This is a genomic window from Halorubrum sp. LN27 (assembly GCF_016635065.1).
Taxonomy (GTDB): Archaea; Halobacteriota; Halobacteria; order Halobacteriales; family Haloferacaceae; genus Halorubrum; species Halorubrum salipaludis.
Genome location: NZ_JAEPET010000001.1, coordinates 1,199,405 through 1,219,331, shown reverse-complemented (window position 1 = coordinate 1,219,331; position 19,927 = coordinate 1,199,405). Strand labels below are relative to the sequence as shown.

Sequence of the window (19,927 nt, the reverse complement as noted above, 5' to 3'; positions counted from 1 at the left end):
CCTTCGAGGTCAGACAGGTTTTTTCCGCGTGCCCGCACGCATAGCTATTCGCTCGTTCACAGTTCCTCGGCATGAAACCGCATGACGTAGCGCCGATAGTTCGACGGGGTTAAATACAACCCCGGCATTGTGACTAATGCGAAGAACGCACCTGCGAACTCGGGCCGTTCAACCCGGCCCGGTTTCGCTGGATCTGAAGAGCTTCGATGGGTTTATGACCCCTCGAAGAAAATAATCAGATCCGCGAAGATGAGGATTTCGCCCCCTGCGCTCCGGCGTAAGAGGAAATCTGATGTGAGCCGTGGTAGTTCGGTGTCATCCGGGTCGCCGGGTGGACCGGACACCACATAGACCATGCAATGGTGTTTTGACTCATCGCGAGTCAAAACCCGCCAACACCCCTCCGAGCCGGGAATCAGGCTCTGGAGGTTATACATTCCGGTTGATCCTGCCGGAGGCCATTGCTATTGGGATCCGATTTAGCCATGCTAGTCGCACGAGTTCAGACTCGTGGCGAATAGCTCAGTAACACGTGGCCAAACTACCCTTCGGAGCTCCATACCCTCGGGAAACTGAGGCTAATAGAGCATACCACAATCCAGCTGGAATGAGGATTGTGTCAAACGCTCCGGCGCCGAAGGATGTGGCTGCGGCCGATTAGGTAGACGGTGGGGTAACGGCCCACCGTGCCAATAATCGGTACGGGTCATGAGAGTGAGAACCCGGAGACGGAATCTGAGACAAGATTCCGGGCCCTACGGGGCGCAGCAGGCGCGAAACCTTTACACTGCACGCCAGTGCGATAAGGGGATCCCAAGTGCGCAGGCATAGAGCCTGCGCTTTTGTACACCGTAGGGAGGTGTACGAATAAGGGCTGGGCAAGACCGGTGCCAGCCGCCGCGGTAATACCGGCAGCCCGAGTGATGGCCGATTTTATTGGGCCTAAAGCGTCCGTAGCTGGCCGCGCAAGTCCATCGGAAAATCCACCCGCCCAACGGGTGGGCGTCCGGTGGAAACTGCGTGGCTTGGGACCGGAAGGCGCGACGGGTACGTCCGGGGTAGGAGTGAAATCCCGTAATCCTGGACGGACCGCCGATGGCGAAAGCACGTCGCGAGGACGGATCCGACAGTGAGGGACGAAAGCCAGGGTCTCGAACCGGATTAGATACCCGGGTAGTCCTGGCCGTAAACAATGTCTGTTAGGTGTGGCTCCCACTACGAGTGGGTGCTGTGCCGTAGGGAAGCCGCTAAACAGACCGCCTGGGAAGTACGTCCGCAAGGATGAAACTTAAAGGAATTGGCGGGGGAGCACTACAACCGGAGGAGCCTGCGGTTTAATTGGACTCAACGCCGGACATCTCACCAGCATCGACTGTAGTAATGACGATCAGGTTGATGACCTTATCCGAGCTTCAGAGAGGAGGTGCATGGCCGCCGTCAGCTCGTACCGTGAGGCGTCCTGTTAAGTCAGGCAACGAGCGAGACCCGCATCCTTACTTGCCAGCAGCACTGCGAAGTGGCTGGGGACAGTAGGGAGACCGCCGTGGCCAACACGGAGGAAGGAACGGGCAACGGTAGGTCAGTATGCCCCGAATGTGCTGGGCAACACGCGGGCTACAATGGTCGAGACAAAGGGTTCCAACTCCGAAAGGAGACGGTAATCTCAGAAACTCGATCGTAGTTCGGATTGTGGGCTGCAACTCGCCCACATGAAGCTGGATTCGGTAGTAATCGCGTGTCACAAGCGCGCGGTGAATACGTCCCTGCTCCTTGCACACACCGCCCGTCAAAGCACCCGAGTGAGGTCCGGATGAGGCACGTTCCACGTGTCGAATCTGGGCTTCGCAAGGGGGCTTAAGTCGTAACAAGGTAGCCGTAGGGGAATCTGCGGCTGGATCACCTCCACCGACCCGAGACTCGCCCTCTGGGCGAGCTCACCTTACGACCGTCTCTATAGACGGTCACTACTCATTCATGGTCTCATGTGTCCACCCATCCGCCGGCCCGGACACCGACGAACTACCACGGTTCACACACACACACGCGTACGATACCTTCCCGTGAGGGAAGGTGGGCTCATAGCTCAGCGGTAGAGTGCCTCCCTTGCAAGGAGGATGCCCTGGGTTCGAATCCCAGTGAGTCCATGTCAGCCTCGGTTCGAATCCGTCCCCTTAAGTGGGAGACGGGATTCGGATTGAGTAGACGACGACCGATGCACCATCCCGGGAAACCGCGGATGGGAAGGGTTCGACGGACACGCTCCATGCCTGGACGTGATCCGATGACGACCGTGTATACGTGCGATCCAGACGTCCACTGAACTCATACGAGTTCGTGGAACGTCAGTGAACCATATACAGTCGGGTGACATTTAGTCACTTGACACCGTCAGCGGTTCTGTATAGAACCGACTGACACACTACTGGCTACTGTGCCAGCTGGTGAATGGCTCGGCTCGAGAGCCGATGAAGGACGTGCCAAGCTGCGAAAAGCTCGTGGGACCCGCATGGAGGGAAAGAACACGAGGTTTCCGAATCGGAATCCGTTTACAATTGCCACGCGCAATAGGGAACTCCCTGAATTGAAACATCTCAGTAAGGGAAGGAAAAGAACGCAATAGCGATGTCGTCAGTAACCGCGAGTGACCGCGACACAGCCCAAACCGAAGGTCTTCGGACCAATGTGGTGTTCGGGTTGACAATCAATTCTCGATCCGGTATCTGAAGTCTCCTGGAACGGAGCGTGAAACAGGGTGACAACCCCGTAAGATACCGCAGTACAGAAGGCGTCAATACCAGAGTAGCAGGGGTCGGATATCCTCTGTGAACAACTCAGGCATCCCCTGAGAAGGCTAAACACTCCTCGAGACCGATAGCGAACAAGTAGCGTGAGCGAACGCTGAAAAGCACCCCGAGAAGGGCGGTGCAATAGGGCCTGAAATCAGCTGGCGATCGAGCGACAGGGCGTACAAGGCGATTCTTGAAACGACCGAGGAGCGATCCTCTAGTAGGAAGAGAATCGAGCCGGCGTCGTGTCGTGCGTTTTGAAAAACGACCCAGGGAGTGCACTTGATTGGCGAGTCTAACCCGTGAACCGGGGAAGGCGCAGGGAAACCGATACGGCCGCAGCATTGCGAGGGCCACCGTGTTCAAGCGCGGGGAGTCAATTGGGTGCGACCCGAAACCAGGCGATCTATACGCAGGCAGGGTGAAGCGTGGCGAAAGCCACGTGGAGGCCCGTTAGAGTTGGTATTCTACAATATCCTCTCGTGATCTGCGCATAGGGGTGAAAGGCCCATCGAGCCTGGCAACAGCTGGTTCCAACCGAAACATGTCGAAGCATGACCTCTTCCGAGGTAGCCCGCGGGGTAGAGCTACCGATTGGATGACCCGCCTCCGAGAGGAGTCGGCCATCCTGTCGAACTCCAAACCCGCAGGCGCTGTAGACGAAGGGAGTCCGGTGTGCGGGGTAAGCCTGTGCACCGTGAGGGGAACAACCCAGAGCCGGGTTAAGGTCCCAAAGTGTAGATTAAGTGCGATTCGAAGGTGGTCTCAAGCCCTAAACAGCCGGGAGGTGAGCTTAGAAGCAGCTACCCTCTAAGAAAAGCGTAACAGCTTACCGGCCGAGGTTTGAGGCGCCCAAAATGATCGGGGCTCAAATCTACCACCGAGACCTGGCCGTGCCCTTGACAGGGGCAACCGCGTAGGTTGGCGTTCTGTTCGGATGGAAGCTCGGGCGAGAGCTCGCGTGGACCGTTCAGAAACGACAATCCTGGTCACAGTAGCAGCGATAGTCGGGTGAGAACCTCGACGGCCTGATGAGCAAGGGTTCCTCGGCACTGCCACTCAGCCGAGGGTCAGCCGGTCCTAAGATGCACCGTAACTCGACTGCATCAACGGGAAACTGGTTAAGATTCCAGTGCCATCGTGCAGTGAAAGTCGACGCCGTGTGGAACGCTGAGCCGGGCTTTCGCCCGGTCAAATCGTGGAATCTCGTGGACGCCGTCATGGCACGAAGCGAGAGAAGCGCGAGATAGCGCAAGTCAGCCGTACATAGGGCCCGTGAAAAGACGAGCACGATGTCCGTACCGAGATCCGACACAGGTGCTCTGGCAGCGCAAGCCAAGGCCTGTCGGGAGAACCGACGTTAGGGAATTCGGCAAGTTAGTCCCGTACCTTCGGAAGAAGGGATGCCTGCTCTCGACGGAGCAGGTCGCAGTGACTCGGGCGCTCCGACTGTCTAATAACAACACAGGTGACCGCAAATCCGCAAGGACTCGTACGGTCACTGAATCCTGCCCAGTGCGGGTATCTGAACACCTCGTACAAGAGGACGAAGGACCCGTCAACGGCGGGGGTAACTATGACCCTCTTAAGGTAGCGTAGTACCTTGCCGCTTCAGTAGCGGCTTGCATGAATGGATAAACGAGAGCGCCACTGTCCCAACGTTGGACCCGGTGAACTGTACGTTCCAGTGCGGAGTCTGGAGACCCCCAAGGGGAAGCGAAGACCCTATAGAGCTTTACTGCAGGCTGTCGCTGAGACGTGGTCGCCGATGTGCAGCATAGGTAGGAGCCGTTACACAGGTACCCGCGCCAGCGGGCCACCGAGGCAACATTGAAATACTACCCGTCGGTGACTGCGACTCTCACTCCGGGAGGAGTACACCGGTAGCCGGGCAGTTTGACTGGGGCGGTACGCGCTCGAAAAGATATCGAGCGCGCCCGAAGATCATCTCAGCCGGGTCGGAAATCCGGCGAAGAGCGCAAGAGCACAAGATGGTCTGACAGTGTCATTCCCAACGAGTGACGCTGACGCGAAAGCGTGGTCTAGCGAACCTACGAGGCTCCGGAATGGGGCCCGTAGATGACAGAAAAGCTACCTTAGGGATAACAGAGTCGTCACCCGCAAGAGCACATATCGACCGGGTGGCTTGCTACCTCGATGTCGGTTCCCTCCATCCTGCCCGTGCAGAAGCGGGCAAGGGTGAGGTTGTTCGCCTATTAAAGGAGGTCGTGAGCTGGGTTTAGACCGTCGTGAGACAGGTCGGCTGCTATCTATTGGGGGTGTCAAGGTACTTGACGTGAACGAACGTATAGTACGAGAGGAACTACGTTTGGTCGCCACTGGTGTACCGGTTGTGTGAGAACGCAATGCCGGGTAGCCACGCGACACGGGGTAAGAGCTGAACGCATCTAAGCTCGAAACCCACATGGAAAAGAAGTACCGATGAGGTCACTCGTAGAAGACGAGTTCGATAGACTCGGGATGTACGCACCGAGGCAACGAGGTGTTGAGTCCACGAGCACTAACAGACCGAAGCCACAGTCATACGGCACTGACACCACAGTTCGTATGAGTTCAGGCGGTAACTGGATCGCACGCATACACGGTCGGCCGATCGAGAGATCAGAACCACCGACACAGGCGTCTCTTCCACAGATTGTGGAGAGAGTCTCGGTTCGAGTCCGAGAGTCGGCGTAAAGGCGGCCAGAGCGGTGGGGGAACACCCGTACCCATTCCGAACACGGAAGTTAAGCCCACCAGCGTACCGGGAAGTACTGGAGTGAGCGATCCTCTGGGAACCGCGGTTCGCCGCCTGCCCATTCATACGGGAGAATTCTCCCACACACAGCCCACGGACACGGCGTCCGTGGGCTAATTTGCTATTCGGCGAGCGGCAGTGCTGTCTACCGCACGCGACCGCTAGGCTTAAACGCTCGACTGCGGTACCTTCGATAGCGCCAAGGTGGCAGAGTCTGGTCAGACGCAGCGGCCTGCAGAGCCGCCCAACGCCGGTTCAAATCCGGCCCTTGGCTTTCTTCGAACGTCGTTCCGACAGCGGTTCGCTCGCCGAATCGGGTGATCGCTGTCCCCCCTCTCAGAAGTCGTTCCCGTCGAACACTTCGCGGGAGCTGACCTCGTCACGGAAGCGCGCGGTGTGGTGCGGCAGTTGGTCGGCCGTGACCACGACGGCACGTCCGGTCTCGCACCGCGGCCTCGGCGACGGCGTCGGCCGTTCCGAGCCGGATGCCCGGGCGTGTCTTCCTTCGCGTCGTGAGCGCGTGGGCTTCCGAACCGCCTCACTTGCTCTCTCTCCCGAGTTCGTCGCCTGGCATCGAGAGGAATTCATCGAGGCCTACGGATCGGCGTGCCGTGGCGATCCGCGCTCCGCGTCGCTCCGTTTCGCGTTTCGAGAGCACGGCTTAGTAACCGTTATACACCGGGTGACCCATGCTGGAACTATGCAACGACGCGCTGTGGCCGTGTACGCCGCGCTCTTCCTTCTCGTCGCGGGCGTGGCCGGTGTGCTCACCGTAACGGCCGAGAGTCCGGAGGTCGCGTTCGAGAATCCCGACTACGAACTGTCCGCCGGTGACTCGTTCGAAGTGGACGGCGCGGAGTACGTCGTGGCCGACATCTCCGAGGTGGAAGAAGGCGGTGGCGGCCACGGCGGGAGCGCCGAGACCTCGATCGTGGCGACGATCGAACAAGAGGGGTCGGAGGGCGGCGAGATAGAGGTCGAAGACGAGTCCATGGTGACGCTCGGTGAGACGGACTTCGTCGCGAACTTCCCCGACGGCACCGCGACGCTGACGCTGTCGTCGGACATCGACGGGTACGAGGCGCAAGTCGCGGAGATCGACCAGTTCGAACAGTACAACTCCGGGCTGACCCGCGTGCTGATCCTCGGGCTGTTCTCGGTCGTACTGCTGCTCTCGGCGGCGTTCATCCCCTCGCGGTACTGATCTCCTCTGCGGGCGGGCCCTCCGCGGGTGCCGTTCGCTTTCTGTTTCCGTTTTCGACTCCGTCCGCGCGACCGACAACCTATATCCGTCCGTCCCGTTCCGAGGCGTATGACCGATACCGCGGAGAAAGTCCGTCAGCTCGCCCCGCACTGGGGCGTGATGTTCGTCGTGATGTTCGTCGTGTTGGCGGCGGTCGAGCGTCTCGTCGGCTCGCTCTCGTTTCTCCCGTCGATGCTTCTCGTGTTCGTCGTCGCGTTCGGCTACCCGCCCGTCGTTCGGGCGCTCGGCGTTGCCCCGCCGGTCTGGCAGGGCTCGTAGTCGGCCGGTTCGACGGTCGGAGTCCCGGCTCGACCGCTCTCGGTCACTCCTCCGCGGACTCTCGGAAGGGGGCCGTGAGCCGCCGGCCGTACGTGGCCGAGACGACGCCGAGAACGAACGAGACGACCGCGGCGATCGCGATCCACAGGGTGTTCGGGTGTTCGAGTCCGGAGTGTAGCAGTATCTCCATGCCTCTCGGTTCGCCCTGTTCGGATTAAGCGGTTCGCTTCGGCGTCGCCGCCGCCCCGGGCGAGCCGTCTGCACCGCTTTCCGAGCCGGGTCCGCGCCCGGATAACACCGGTGTCAGCGGGTGGCGCGGCGGTCCCTCTCGCTTTTATCCGTGTCGACCTCCTATCGGTGGTATGAGCGACGACAGCCCGGCTCCGGTCACGACGGAGCTTCCGGACGCACCGTTCCACACCACCGGAACCGACCACATCACCGTCTGGGGGAGCAACGAGGCCGACACGATCGCCTTCTACCGCGACCTGCTCGGCATGCCGCTCGTCCTCCGCCAGCCGAACCTCGATGACCCCTCGCAGACCCACCTGTTCTTCGACACCGGCGACGGACGAATCTTGACGTTCTTCGTGAGCGACGACCGCCCCTCCGCGCGCGGTCAGCGCGCCGGCACCGGCGCTGTCCATCACCTCTGTTTCAGCGTCGAGCCCGACGAGTACGAGGAGATCATGGCGGCGTTAGAGGAGGCCGGCAAGGGGTACAACGTGTTCGACCGCGGGATCTTCCACTCGATCTACACGCAGGACAACAACGGCCTCGTCATCGAGCTCTCCGCCGACAAGTACGAGATTCCGGACGACCGCAAGGGCGAGGTGCTCGCGACCGCCCAGCGGCTCCGCGAGGAGGACGGCGCGGACTTCGCGCAGGACCGGCACATGAAGGGGGCCTTAGAGGAGCTCGGCCTCCCGGTGATTAAACACGACCTCCCCGACGCGGACGCGGGCGTCGGCGTATGAGCGGGCGTACTCCGCACGCGGGCGACGACCCGCACGCCGACGAACCGCTGGTGACGGCCGGCGCCGCGGTCGAGGCGGCGGACGCCGCCGTCGTCCTCGTCCACGGGCGCGGCGCGACGGCGCGCAGCATCGTCGAGTTCGGAGAGCAGATCGCGGGCGACGGCGACGTCGCGATCTTCGCGCCGCAGGCGGCGGCGAACACCTGGTACCCGAACTCCTTCCTCGCCCCAGTCGCGGACAACGAGCCCGGTCGGAGCTCCGGGCTGCGGGCGGTCGGGCGAGCGGTCGAGGCCGCGACGGACGCCGGGATCCCGACCGAGCGGGTCCTCGTCGGCGGGTTCTCGCAGGGCGCCTGCCTGGCGAGCGAGTTCGTCGCGCGGAACCCGACCCGGTACGGCGGACTCGCGGTCCTCAGCGGGGGGCTCATCGGCGAGTCGATCGACCGCGACGACTACGTCTCTCACGCGGCGGCCGCAGTCGACGGGGAGGCGGCCGACGCGCTCGCGGGGACGCCGGCGTTCCTCGGCTGCAGCGACGTGGATCCGCACATTCCCGAGGAGCGGGTCCACGAGACGACCGAGGTCTTGGAGGCGCTCGGCGGCGATGTCGACGAACGGATCTACGAGGGGATGGGTCACGGGATCAACGAGGAGGAGACGGACGCCGTCTCCGCGATGGTCACCGACCTGGTGTAAGGCGGCGGTCGTTCGCGGCCGGTTGCGATCGAACGTCCGTGTCCCTGCGCTCCCGCTTTTTTCCCGCGCTCGTCACGCTAGCCAGTCGTCCGGCTTCGTGTCGTAGTCGACCTCGTCGGCTTCGATCCGCTCTCTGATCGCCGGGTCGAGGTCGTGTTCGGTCACCTCGCCGCCGTCGTACTGGAGGCGTACGCCGACCTCCTCGCCCTCCGGCTCGGTGCCCCGTCGCTTGGCGCGCCGGATCGCCTCGTCGGAGTACTCGACCCGGATCGTCGCGAGGTTCACCGGCCGACCCCACAGCTCGAAGACGCGCTCTAAGGTCGCCTTCGCCGACTCCTCGTCGAGGGAGATGCCGTTGTACCGGTGGCCCAAGAGGAGCTCTCCCCGGTTCCGGAAGTTCCCGTCCAAGACGACGATCGTCGGCTTCCCGAAGTTCGTGAACCGGAGCAGAAGCTTCTTCCGCACGTCGTCGGCGTCGACGCTGGCGACGCGGTGCCGTTCGGTCGCCCGGCTGTACTCGTAGGTGAAGTAGTTCCGCTCGCGCACGAACTCGTCGGTGAGGAACGCGTCGATGAACGTCACGTCGTTGTGGCTCTCACGGATCTCCAGCATGCGGTCCCAGCCGGCCGCGCGGTCCGCGTCGGCGAGCGCCTCGTCGACGGTCGCGTACCGGTCGACGTCGAACATGTACCGGGCCCGCTCGGCGAGCGTCTCCCGCGAGACGTTCCGGAGGGCGCCACGGTGTTCGGGCCGCGACAGGACGTAGTGGCGCTCCGCGAGCCCCTCGCGCGTGAGCAGCTTCCAGGGGTAGCGCTCGACGTCCGGCCCGGCGTCGGGAGCGGTCTCGCCGTCGTCGCCCGCCGACTCCTCCTCGCTCCGGGCCGACAGCGCTCGGTCGACCGCCTCGCCGTCGACGCGCGGGTCGCCCTCGGCGGCGAGGTCGGCGAGTTCGTCGAGCGTCGCCGGTCCCGCCCCGGCGATCGCGGGGTGGGGTTCGAGCGCGTCGGCGACCCGATCGAGGTCGATCCGCGAGTGGAAGTTCTCGGGCGTCACCCCCTCGACGCGGAGCAGCTTGTCGATCACGTCGCGGCGGGCGGCCCGCAGCTCCACGTGCGTCCACAGCTCGAACCCGAGCTTGTACGGGTTGAGCCCCGGCGAGCCGAGCACCCGCGACATGTGGTCGGCGTACGTGAGGAACTCGTCGGGGCCGGCGAATCCCTCGCCGCCCATCATGACGGATTCCCAATATGTTGCCCACCCCTCGTTCATCACCTTCGTCTGCTTCTGACCTGCGAAGTAGTACGCCTCCTCGCGGAGCGCGTCGATGACGGTCGTCTCCCACGGCTCGCGATCGACCGCCTTCCCGCTGTCGGGGTCGTACCGCTTCCCGTAGTCGCGCAGGAACGCGAGCACGTCCGGGCGCGGCTCCTCCGGCTCGACCCCCTCGCCTCTGGCCTCCAGCCACTCGTCGTCGAACACGTCGCGGCGCACCTCCTCGGAGAGGTCGAGCTCGTCGATCCGGTCTTGGATCGCCGCGAGCGCGTCGCCGTCGGGGTCGCTCACGTCGTCGGCGACGCCCGGCTTCTCGACCGAGCGCGCGGCGTCGACGGGGCTGTGCTGGTCGATCGTGTCCTCCAGCGCCGAGACGGCGTCGATCAGGCGCTCGACCTCGTCGCGGTCGACGTCGGGGCGGTCGGCGATCGCCGCGATCCGGTCGGCGTTGCGCTCCAGCCGCGCCGCGGCGTTCGGCCCGTCCTCGCCGCGGTCGGCGTACAGCCCGAACCACCGGTTGTTCGCGAAGAAGTCGGCGTGCGCCTCGACGTGGGTGATCACGGCCTTCTGGTCGGCGGGCGAGTTCGACTCTTGGAGGAACGCGTGGCTCGGGTCGTCGTTGTTGACGATCTCGAACGCCTTTCCGAGCCCGTGACGGTCCTTCTTCCGCTGTTGCTCGTAGTTCATCCCCCACCGCCAGTGGGGGTAGCGCCGCTGGAAGCCGCCGTACGCGATCAGCTCGTTCATCTCGTCGTGGTCGACGACCCAGTACCGCACCGGGTACGGCTCCAGGCCGAGCCGCTCGGCGAGCTCGCGGGCCTCCGCGGCGGGCTCGTCGAGCGCGTCGGCCTCGCGTTTCGCCTCCACGCGCTCGTCCCTCATCGGCCCCCACCCCCGTCGGTCCGCCCCCTCGCCGCCTCACCGGCGGTCGAATCACCGCTGCCCTCCCCTTCCGTGCTGAGGATCTCGTAGATGGCGTCGGTCACGTCGTCGGGCTCCGACACGCGCGCGACGGCGACGTCGTCGGCGTCGCCCAGCGCGTCCTCGACCTCGTCGGCGTGGCGCGCGTTCGGCGCGGCGCCGCCCGGCTGCGTCTCCACGTACGCGTGGAGGTTGGCGTCGATCGACTCCATCAGCGGGATCACGGAGTCGGTCGTGTCGCTGCCGGCGTTCTCGGAGTCGCCGGCCGCGAACACGTAGCGGTTCCACTCGCTGTAGGGATACTCTTCGAGGAGTTCTTCGACCAGCTCGTAGGCGCTCGAGATCTTCGTCCCGCCGCCCGACTGGATCCCGAAGAACTCCTCGCGGTCGACCTCCCACGCCTCCGCGTCGTGGACGACGTACCGGAACTCCGCGGCGTCGTACTTCCCGGTCAGGTACCAGTCCATCGGGGTGAACACCCGCTCGACGAGCTCGCGTTTCGTCTCCCGCATCGACCCGGAGGCGTCCCGGACGTTCACCACGACCACGTTGCGCTCGCGCTTCTCGATCACCTCCGGGTGGCGGAAGCGCTCGTCCTCCCGGCGGAAGGGGACGCTGTCGAGCCCCTCCCGCCGGATCCGGTGCGTGGCGGGTTCGCGGTCGACCTCGTCGTCGAGCGCGTCGAAGCTCTCCCACCGGTCGAGCGCTTCGACCGGCTCTCCGTGCGCTTCGGCCGCGGTCGCCGCGGCGTCGGCGATCCACGCCCGCGAGACGGGCACGCCCTCTCCCCGTGCCCACGCGAACACGTCGTCCACGTCGGCGCCGGCGACGAACAGCCCCTCCCGGACGTACTCCTCGTCGAAGTCGGTCGCGAGGTGGCGCTTCAGCCCGCGCTTGAAGAACTCGTCGACGTCGAGGGTCCCGCGCGGGCCGGCGCGGGCGGTGTCGGTGAAGTCGCCCTCAACCTCCTCGACCACCCGCTTCCCCTTCGGTTCGAGGTCGAGCCCGAGCGCCTCGTCGAGCTCGCGCGCGAACTCCTCGGGGTCCATCTCGTAATACTCGTGTTCGCCGCCCTCCTCGCCGGGGTCGCCCTCCTCGTCGCCGCCGGGCTCGGGCTCGACCGGCTGGCCGGGCTGCGGCTGGCCGTCCCCGCCCTGCCCGACGCCGCCGGCCTCTCGCCGATCGTACTCGAACTCCGGGAGGTCGACGATCTTGACGGGGATCCTCACTCGATCGGGACCGGAGCCGCCGAGGTCGCCGTGGCTGATGAACTCCGCGAGGTCCTCGCGGCGCTCCTCGCCGACCTCGCGGAAGCGCTCGCGGTCCTCGGTCAGTCCCACGACCGACCACCCCCGTTCCGGCCGTCGCGATCGTCTCCCGGTCCGTCCGGGGGAGTCCCGCCGCCGGCGCCGCCGTCGGCGGTCAGCTCCGCCCACTCGTCGCGGACGCTCCGCATCACGGCGCGGCTCGTCAGCTCGGCCGACGCGTGGCTGTACCCCCGGTCCACGAGCCGGTCTATCGTCGCCGCCTTCGCGCGCTCCGTCTCGGTGTCGGCCGGCGGGTCGGCCCACTCGGCGGGGTCCAGGTCCGGGAACCGCCGCTTCACGTCCGCGAGGTCGTTCGATTCCAGCACCGCCTTCAGCTCCGGGATCTCGCCGAGCGCCACGTCGTCGACGCTGAACGCGTCGCCGCGGTTCCGCCACGCGTACCGGGTCAGCGCGCGGATCACCCGCTCGCGTCGGAACGTCGCGACCGGCTCCGTGGGGTCGGTCCCGCGGTAGTCGCCCTCGTCGAACCGGCCGAGCGTCTCCGTCTCGAACACCTTCATCGCGAGCGCGTCCGGCTCCTCCGGGCCGCGCTCGGTCTCGACCGGCTCGTCGGCGTCCCACGCGTACACGTGTTCGACGTACTCCGCCACGGTCGCCTCCGGAACGGTCTCCGCCGCGAGCACCGCGTCGACCACGTCCGCCCGCTGGCGCTCGCGCACGCGCTCGGCGACGGGCGCCCGCCGGCTCTCGAACTCCGCGACCTCCGACCGCGAGAACACCGGCGCGTCGGCGAGCCCCTCGGCCATCGCGTCGAGCACGTCCGTCGGCGTGACCACCCGCTCGACCGGCAGCTCCGGGTGGCTCCGATCGGCGTCGGACCCGAGCAGCTCCGCGATGGCGTCCCGGACGTAGGTGACCGGGACCCCGTTCCGACCGTCGCCGTCGCCGAACTCGACGTCGTCGACGGCGATGCGCTCCTCCTCGCCGTCCCGCTCGCGCCGGATCTCGCCGGCCTCGTACAGCTCCGCCTTCTCGACGAGGTCGATCTCCGCGGGGAGGTCGTCGGTGTCGAGCCGCGTGACGACCGCGTACAGCGCGGCGGCCCCGACCGCGTGGGGCGCGAGCTCGCGTTCCGTCACGCCGCCGTCGCCGTCGCGGACGCCGATCGAGAGCGCCGCCGCGCCGGGTTCCTTCGCGGGGTCGCGCTCCGTCTCGCGCCCGTTCTCCCCGGCTTCGTTCTCTCCGGCCGCGTCCTCCTCGACCCCGTCGACGGTCGGCACGCCGCGCGGCCCGCCGACCTCGCGGCGCAGCAGCTCCGCCTCCAGCCGCCGGTTCGTGAGGTAGCGGAACTCGTGGCGGGTGAGCCGGCGCTTCAGCGCCTTCAGCGGGTCCGCCCCCTCGCGCTCGGCGTGGCGATCGAGCTCGGCGTCGAGGTCGGGGTTCGAGATGACGATGAGCTGGGTGTCCAGATCCATCCCGATCCCCTTGTCGAGCTTCACGCGCCGCTCGTCGGGGACGTTGAGGAGCCGGCGGAGGAGGTCGGCGTGCTGGCTGGCGTCCTCGACGACGGTTGCGACCCCGTTGCCCTGCGAGAGCACGCCGTCGTAGCTGAACGCCTGCGGGTTCTTCCGCCCGCGCGAGTCGAGCTCGCGGAGCATCCCGCCCATCCACGAGCCGACGAGCCGCTCCTTCGGGCTCCCGTCGTCCTCGGCGTGGAGCACGCCGATCCCCTCGCCCACGTCGACGACATAGCTCGTCACCCGCAGGTGGTCGCGGTCGGTGATCGCCGAGAACAGGTCCCGGCGCCCCTCGTCGCGGTACGCCGACTCGAGGTGGTCGTACGCCTCGCGGCTGAACGGGTCTAGGTCCACGTCGGCCGCGATCGGGTAGGCGTCGTCGTCGACGGCGTCGGCGATCGACTCCCGGACCGCCTCCGGGAACACCGAGAGGGGGTGCGTCTGGACGGGGCTCCGGTACCACGCCCCAGCGTCGCCGCCGTCGCCGTACGAGAGCGAGGCGGCGCCCGTCCCGCTCCCGCCGCCCCCGGCCCCGGTGACGTTCCACTCGACGGTGTAGCGCCGCCCGGCCTCGGTCTTCGAGAACTCCCGGAGCCCGTTCACCAGACACCGCTTGAACTCCGACTTCCCGGTGGCCGTGGGGCCGTCGATCCAGACGATCGTCTCGTCGTTGCCGCGCCCCGCGGCGGCGGCTCTGAGGTCGTCGACGAACGCGTTGAGCGCGGCGGTGTTGCCCAACACGGCGTGTTCCCCGTCGTTGAACGGATCGTCGAAGAACCGGTACCGCTCCAGCCGCTCGCCGCGCTCGCGGACCTCGCGGGTCCCCTGCGACTCGACGGCGGCGAGGAGGTACCGCGCGCCGGAGGCGGCCGCGGTCGGATTTTCCAACACCCGGTCGACGTACTCCTCGAGGCTCATCGGCGGGTCGTACGCCCCCCGGAGTGCCTCGTCGGCGTCGCGGACGAATGCGTCGCCGTCCGGCGGATCGCGTCCGGTCATCTCAGTCCCCGCCGTCCTCGATCTCGGAGCGGGCGACGGCCGCGCCCGCGTACTCCAGCACCTCGGCGGCGCCGTCCTCGGAGTAGCCGCGGTCGACCAAGGCGTCGACCCACGCGCTCCGCTCCTCGTCGTCGAGGTCGGTCGCGGAGACCAGCGCCGAGAAGTTGATGTTGTGCTTCTTGTCCTCCCAGAGCTTGCGCTCCAAGGCGCGCCGGAGCCGGTCGTTCTCCCGCGGGTCGAAGCCGCGCCCCTCGCGGGCGCGCCGGGAGACCCAGTTCGACACCTCCTGCCGGAAGTCGTCCTTCCGGTCCGAGGGCACGTCGAGCTGCTCCTCGACCGCGCGCAGGAACGTCTCGTCCGGCTCGGTCTCCCTCCCCGTCAGCTCGTCGTCGACGGTGGCGTCGTCGATGTACGCCATCACGTGGTCCATGTACTTCTCGCCCTGCCGGCGGAGCTCGTCCACGTCGTACGCCAACGCGTGGCGCACGTCCTCGATGGCGCGCTCGCGGTACTCCTCGCGGACGGTCTCTAAGAGGCGCTCGTACCGGTCGAGGTCGGACTCCGCGATCGAGCCGTGGCCGCCGAGGTTCGCCTCGAAGTGGTCGAAGACGGACAGCGGCGAGAGGTAGGTGCGGTCGCGGTGCGTGGCGTCCATGATCGCCTCGGCGATCTCGTCGCCGACGAACCGCGCGGAGATGCCGTCCATCCCCTCGCCCACGTCCGCGGACTCGGCGGCGTCCTCGCGGAGCTTCCGGCGGTCGATCTCTTCGTCTTCGAGCTCGCCGTTGTACGCCTTCGCCTTGTCGAGGAGGCTCACCGTCTCGTCGGTCGGCTCCTCCAGGCGGGTGAGCACGCCGAAGAGCCCGGCCATCTCCAGGGCGTGCGGCTCGACGTGGACATTGGGCACGTCGGCGTTGTCGAGCATCTTGCGGTAGATCTCCGCCTCGCTGTCGTACTCCAGCACGTAGGGGTAGTCGATCCGCTTGGTCCGGTCGTTGAACGCCTCCATCTTCTCGTCGCCGGTCTTCTCGCGGTACTCCGGCATGTTCGTCCGGCCGACGATCACCTGATCGATGTCGATCCGGGGGTTGTTCTTCGGCTTGATCGTCGACTCCTGGGAGGCGTGCAGGAAGTCGTAGAGGAACTCCCGCTGGAGTTTGAGCAGCTCCTCGCCGGAGAACAGCCCGCGGTTGGCGTTACAGAACGCGCCGGCGTAGTCGAACGCGCGCGGGTCGGACTCGCCGTACACCGCGAGCTTCGCGTAGTTGACGTCGCCGGTGAGCTCCGTCTCGTCCTGGTTCTTCTTGTCCTTCGGCTCGAACGTCTCGATGCACTCCCGGCGGTTCTCGTCGGCGACGAGCCGGACGACCTCGACGTGCTCGTCGAGGACGCTCTCCAGGTCGTCGTCGTAGTGGGCGAGCAGTTCGTTCAGGTAGAACTCCGAGGCCGGGTCCGGGTGCTGGTCGTTCCGGAGGGTGTAGGGGGCGTCGAGCCGCTCGTTGATCTCCGCTATCACGCGCTCGCGCTGCTCGCGCGGGATGAGGACGAGCGGGTCCTGGTTCATCGGGGACCGGACCACGTCGTCGCCGGGGTCCTGGTCGTCGATCACGGAACAGAGGTCGACCCACCGGAAGGTGTACATCCGGCCGGCCTCCTCGCGGGTGTACGCCTCGAAGTAGCGGCGGACCAGCCAGTCGAAGTGCGACTTCCCGGAGCCGACGGGGCCCAGGAGGAGCTTGATCCGCTTTTCCGGCCCGAGGCCGCGGGCACCGGACTTCACCTTGTTGACGAACTCGTGGATCGCCTCGTGGACCTCGCGGCCGTAGAAGACGTTCTCGCCGTCGTGGAGCGGGTCGTCCGCGGCGAGCCCGTACTCGACGACGCCGCGCTCCTCGTCGTAGCGGGTGCCGTAGTGGTCGAACATGTCCGCGACGCGCTGGTGAGCGTTCCGCGCGATCCGCGGCTCCTCGTACAGCGCGTCGAGGTACCAGTCGAACGAGCGGGGTTCCCGGAGGTCGTCCGGGACGTTCGTCCGGTACTCCTCGCTGAGCCGTTCGAGCGTGTGTCGGTCTGGCATTGTATCACGTCGCTCGGACGGGCGGGGACTCGACGACCGGGACGCGGTCGATCGCGGTCCGGCCGTCGCCGGACTCGCCCTGGACCCGCGTGGGGCCCGCGCCGGGGAGCAGCGCGGCTCTCCGTGCCGAAACGACGGCTCATGAAGCCGCGAACGCCGCTGTCGTCGAGGGGACCCGCCGCAGGTCGCCGGTTCGCCCGTAACCGAGGCTATATGTATGGGAGGGATTCTCACTCATAAGTGTGTCGGCAGTTACCGTGGCACGTACTCACTCGATCGGCCTCGCGGCGGGCGGTTTCCCGTCTCGACGGTTCATCGGCTATCGGCCGTCTCACGCCCCGTGATTGCGCTTTTCGACCGGCGAGGCGCGCCGAAAGCGGTAACGCCGCCCCCGGAGCGCAGCCTTTTGCCGGTCGCCGCCCCACGACGGGTGTGACGTTCAGCATCTGCGTTCGCGAGCGGTACACGGACGACGACGGCGGCGACCAGGTCCGGTACGGCGTGGCGGTGACCACGCGCCTGCCGGGCGTCGGGACGCTGTGTTCGTTCGCGTCGCCGGACGGCGCGGTGGCGACACAGTCGCTCGTCAACGTCGAGCTCGGGCGGAAGGGGATCGAGTACCTCGGGGACGGGCTCGCGGTCGACGACGCCCTGGAGGCCCTCTTAAACGCCGACGAGGGGAAGCCCCAGCGCCAGCTCCACGGCGTCGACGCCGACGGGACGTTCGCGTTCTCCGGCGAGGAGTGCAACGACTGGTACGGCCACGTCGTCGGCGAGAACTACACCGTCGCGGGCAACCTGCTGACGGGCGAAGACGTGATCGACGACACCGCGGCCGCCTACGAGTCGGACGCCCACGGCGACGCCCCGCTGGCCGAGCGGCTGATCGACGCGCTCGCGGCCGGCCACGAGGCCGGCGGCGACAAGCGGGAGGACCTCGAGGTCCAGTCCGCGGCGCTGCAGGTGACGAACACGGAAGCGGAGGCCGACGACCCCTACTACAACGACCTCCGCGTCGACGCGAGCGAGACGCCGGTCGCCGACCTCCGAGAGACGTACGAGACGGCGAAGCGCGGCTACGAGGCGGTGTTGGCGAAGTACGCGGACGAAGAGTAGGAGGAGTCGGTCCGCGCGGGGTCCGGCCTCCGGAAGCGTCTCACAGCTCCAACCGCGCGAGGATCGGCAGGTGATCGGAGGGGTACCGCCCCCGGTCGTCGCGGTCCGCGAGGGTCGCGAACGCCTCGACGCCCACCTCGGGCGAGACGAGCGCGTGGTCGATCCGGCGCCCGTCGATCAGCCGCGCGAAGTCGGTCAGGCTCGTCTCCGGGCCGTGCCGGAGGTCGGCGGCCGCGGCCGCGTCGCGGAGCGCGAGTCGGTCGCCGTCGGCCGGCTCTGCGGCCGGTTCCGTCCCCGCCTCCGGCTCGTCGTCGACGAGGATCCGGTGCGGATCCGATCCCGCCGTGCAGTTGAGGTCGCCGACGAGGACGACGGGAGACCGCCCGTTAGCCCCGTCTCCGGTGTTGCCGCCGGCGTCTCCTCCCGCTAGCCCGGGGAGCCGCTCGCGGAGCAGCCGGGCGGACTCGCGGCGCGCCCGCGCGCTGACGTGGTCGAAGTGCGTGTTGACGAGGAGGAGCGCGGCGTCGCCGTCGGTCGCGCGGACCCGCGCCCACGTCGCGATCCGCGGGTAGTCCGCGTCCCAGCCGGTCGACGGCTCGCTCGGCGTCTCGGAGAGCCAGAACGTGCCGCCGTCGAGGACCTCGAAGCGGTCGGCCCGCACCGCGATGGGACACCCCTCGCCCTCGCCGTCGGCCTTGCGCCCCCGGCCGACGAACTCGTAGTCCGGCAGCCGTTCGCGCAGGTCCTCGCGCTGCTCGGGCAGCGGCTCCTGAAAGGCGGCGACGTCCGGGCGGTGGAAGCGGACGAGCCGCCCGACGGCGTCCCGCCGGTCGTGCCACGCGTCGTGGTGGTCGCCGCGGTTGGCGTAGCGGACGTTGTAGCTCAGCACCCGAATCGCGGTCATTACCGTGGGGGTCGGTGGGGAGGCGATTAAAAGGCGCGGAGCGATCGCCCGGTCGACGACCGGCGCGTCGCTGGTCCCGATGCCGCGGGGCCGGTCGCTCAGTCATCTCCGTCCCACCGTACCTGGTATCCAGCGCGTTTTTATGCTCTCTCGGATATCGGGTGTTATGTCGAACGTCGGGGGGAGCAGTCGACCGCGTACGGCGGATCTCTTCGCCGTCGTCGCGAGCGTTCTGCTCGCGATCGGCGTCGCGTTCACGCCACTCGGGGAGTGGCGCCCGATTGCAGTGGCGTTCGGCCTCCCTTTCGTGTTGCTCGTACCGGGCTACGCCCTCGTGTCTGCGGTCTTCCCGCGAGCCGGAGAGACCGCGCCGCGCTCCGAGGGACAGACGTCGTGGACGGCCCGGCTCGGCCTGAGCGTCGCCGCGAGCACCGTCACCGTTGCCCTCGTCGGCGTGGCGCTCGATTTCACCGTCTGGGGGTTCGGACGAACGGCCGTCGTCGTCGGGCTGTCGGTCGTCACGCTCGGGGCCACGTCCCTCGCGTGGTACCGACGGCGCCGTCTCCCGGTGACCGCTCAGGCCGGTGCGGACGTCGACGCGGTTCGGGCCCGCGTCCGCTCCGTCGCGCTCGGCGACGGGCTCGCCGGCGTCGCGCTGACGCTCGTCATCCTCGTCGCCGCGGTCGGGGCGGTCGGCGTCGTCGCCGACGAGTCGACAGGTACCGCCTCGGTCACCGAGTTCTACGTGCTCGGAGAGGACGGTTCCGGGGACCTCGTCGCCGGGAGCTACCCCTCGAACGCGACCGCGGGCGAGCCGACGACGCTCGGTGTCGGCGTCGGAACGCTTCGGTCAGACTTCGACGGTCGCGTCGTCGTCAGCCTCGAACGCGTCACCGTCGAGGGGGACGCGGTCAGCGTCGACGAGTCGCGGGAGCTCGACCGGTTCGACGTCCGCGTCTCGGCGGGCGAAACGAACGTGACCCGGCGGACGGTCCGACCGCGGACGGTCGGCGAACGGCTGCGACTGACCGCGCGCCTCTATCGGGACGGATCCGACTCGCCGGTCCGACAGGTCCACGTCTGGCTCACTGTCCGGCCGGCGTGAGACGGAACGC

The 19,927-nt window shown here is 66.8% G+C and carries 12 protein-coding genes, 2 tRNA genes and 3 rRNA genes; 11 read left to right on the top strand and 6 right to left on the bottom strand.

The annotated features are described in order from the left end of the window. Positions 1-435 precede the first annotated feature (435 nt). The 7 genes from JIN95_RS06040 (at position 436) to JIN95_RS06010 (ending at position 7,066) form a co-directional block, all read left to right on the top strand. Positions 436-1,905 (top strand): 16S ribosomal RNA (locus JIN95_RS06040). A 167-nt stretch (positions 1,906-2,072) separates the two neighbouring features. Further along, positions 2,073-2,144, top strand: a tRNA-Ala gene (locus tag JIN95_RS06035). Positions 2,145-2,416: 272 nt separating this feature from the next. Then, a 23S ribosomal RNA gene (locus JIN95_RS06030) occupies positions 2,417-5,333 on the top strand. 148 nt (positions 5,334-5,481) lie between these two features. Further along, positions 5,482-5,603, top strand: a 5S ribosomal RNA gene (rrf, locus tag JIN95_RS06025). The 16S, 23S and 5S rRNA genes sit together here with 2 tRNA genes alongside, the layout of an rRNA operon. Before the next feature lie 139 nt (positions 5,604-5,742). Further along, positions 5,743-5,818 (top strand) — tRNA-Cys (locus tag JIN95_RS06020). Between the two features lie 441 nt (positions 5,819-6,259). Continuing rightward, a complete protein-coding gene (locus tag JIN95_RS06015) occupies positions 6,260-6,748 on the top strand; it encodes a hypothetical protein (RefSeq protein ID WP_095635731.1) in 489 nt (162 codons plus the stop codon). Between the two features lie 108 nt (positions 6,749-6,856). Further along, a complete protein-coding gene (locus tag JIN95_RS06010) occupies positions 6,857-7,066 on the top strand; it encodes a hypothetical protein (protein WP_095635704.1) in 210 nt (69 codons plus the stop codon). Positions 7,067-7,109: 43 nt separating this feature from the next. Here JIN95_RS06010 and JIN95_RS06005 read toward each other — a convergent pair whose 3' ends face one another. Further along, positions 7,110-7,256, bottom strand: a complete 147-nt coding sequence (locus tag JIN95_RS06005) for a hypothetical protein (protein ID WP_198951484.1) — start codon at positions 7,254-7,256, stop codon at positions 7,110-7,112. 172 nt (positions 7,257-7,428) lie between these two features. On the opposite strand from JIN95_RS06005, the gene JIN95_RS06000 reads away from it, so the two are divergent. Next, positions 7,429-8,043 carry a VOC family protein gene (locus JIN95_RS06000; protein ID WP_095635703.1) on the top strand — a complete coding sequence of 205 codons (615 nt, stop codon included), beginning with the start codon at positions 7,429-7,431 and terminating at the stop codon, positions 8,041-8,043. Beyond that, positions 8,040-8,738 carry a dienelactone hydrolase family protein gene (locus JIN95_RS05995; protein ID WP_200530799.1) on the top strand — a complete coding sequence of 233 codons (699 nt, stop codon included), beginning with the start codon at positions 8,040-8,042 and terminating at the stop codon, positions 8,736-8,738. Before JIN95_RS06000 ends, JIN95_RS05995 begins: the two co-directional genes overlap by 4 nt. 72 nt (positions 8,739-8,810) lie before the next feature. Here the strand turns inward: JIN95_RS05995 and JIN95_RS05990 are convergent, their stop codons facing one another. From JIN95_RS05990 to JIN95_RS05975, 4 genes are read right to left on the bottom strand one after another with little or no spacing between them, the layout of a single operon-like run. Continuing rightward, positions 8,811-10,892 carry a SpoVR family protein gene (locus JIN95_RS05990; protein WP_200530798.1) on the bottom strand — a complete coding sequence of 694 codons (2,082 nt, stop codon included), beginning with the start codon at positions 10,890-10,892 and terminating at the stop codon, positions 8,811-8,813. Next, positions 10,889-12,271 (bottom strand): DUF444 family protein, encoded by a 1,383-nt coding sequence (locus tag JIN95_RS05985; RefSeq protein ID WP_095635700.1) that lies wholly within the window; start codon positions 12,269-12,271, stop codon positions 10,889-10,891. Before JIN95_RS05985 ends, JIN95_RS05990 begins: the two co-directional genes overlap by 4 nt. After that, on the bottom strand, positions 12,262-14,715 hold the full coding sequence (locus JIN95_RS05980) for a kinase anchor protein (protein WP_200530797.1): 2,454 nt from the start codon (positions 14,713-14,715) through the stop codon (positions 12,262-12,264). Before JIN95_RS05980 ends, JIN95_RS05985 begins: the two co-directional genes overlap by 10 nt. Before the next feature lies 1 nt (position 14,716). Next, complete coding sequence (locus tag JIN95_RS05975) at positions 14,717-16,792, bottom strand: serine protein kinase PrkA (protein WP_200530796.1); 2,076 nt, start codon at positions 16,790-16,792, stop codon at positions 14,717-14,719. Between the two features lie 432 nt (positions 16,793-17,224). Here JIN95_RS05975 and JIN95_RS05970 point away from each other — a divergent pair, with 432 nt between their 5' ends. After that, a complete protein-coding gene (locus JIN95_RS05970) occupies positions 17,225-17,908 on the top strand; it encodes a DUF1028 domain-containing protein (protein ID WP_200530795.1) in 684 nt (227 codons plus the stop codon). A 40-nt stretch (positions 17,909-17,948) separates the two neighbouring features. Here JIN95_RS05970 and JIN95_RS05965 read toward each other — a convergent pair whose 3' ends face one another. Further along, complete coding sequence (locus JIN95_RS05965) at positions 17,949-18,812, bottom strand: endonuclease/exonuclease/phosphatase family protein (RefSeq protein ID WP_200530794.1); 864 nt, start codon at positions 18,810-18,812, stop codon at positions 17,949-17,951. 166 nt (positions 18,813-18,978) lie between these two features. Between JIN95_RS05965 and JIN95_RS05960 the strand changes: the two genes are divergently transcribed. Then, positions 18,979-19,917, top strand: a complete 939-nt coding sequence (locus tag JIN95_RS05960) for a DUF1616 domain-containing protein (protein ID WP_200530793.1) — start codon at positions 18,979-18,981, stop codon at positions 19,915-19,917. Positions 19,918-19,927: the final 10 nt, after the last annotated feature.

Excerpts from the sequence above, each read along its gene's own strand:
- JIN95_RS05995 (WP_200530799.1), top strand. The coding sequence starts at position 8,040 with ATGAGCGGGCGTACTCCGCACGCGGGCGACGACCCGCACGCCGACGAA.
- JIN95_RS06010 (WP_095635704.1), top strand. The coding sequence starts at position 6,857 with ATGACCGATACCGCGGAGAAAGTCCGTCAGCTCGCCCCGCACTGGGGC.
- JIN95_RS06000 (WP_095635703.1), top strand. The coding sequence starts at position 7,429 with ATGAGCGACGACAGCCCGGCTCCGGTCACGACGGAGCTTCCGGACGCA.
- JIN95_RS05960 (WP_200530793.1), top strand. The coding sequence starts at position 18,979 with ATGTCGAACGTCGGGGGGAGCAGTCGACCGCGTACGGCGGATCTCTTC.
- JIN95_RS06005 (WP_198951484.1), bottom strand. The coding sequence starts at position 7,256 with ATGGAGATACTGCTACACTCCGGACTCGAACACCCGAACACCCTGTGG.
- JIN95_RS05965 (WP_200530794.1), bottom strand. The coding sequence starts at position 18,812 with ATGACCGCGATTCGGGTGCTGAGCTACAACGTCCGCTACGCCAACCGC.
- JIN95_RS05990 (WP_200530798.1), bottom strand. The coding sequence starts at position 10,892 with ATGAGGGACGAGCGCGTGGAGGCGAAACGCGAGGCCGACGCGCTCGAC.
- JIN95_RS05975 (WP_200530796.1), bottom strand. The coding sequence starts at position 16,792 with ATGCCAGACCGACACACGCTCGAACGGCTCAGCGAGGAGTACCGGACG.
- JIN95_RS05980 (WP_200530797.1), bottom strand. The coding sequence starts at position 14,715 with ATGACCGGACGCGATCCGCCGGACGGCGACGCATTCGTCCGCGACGCC.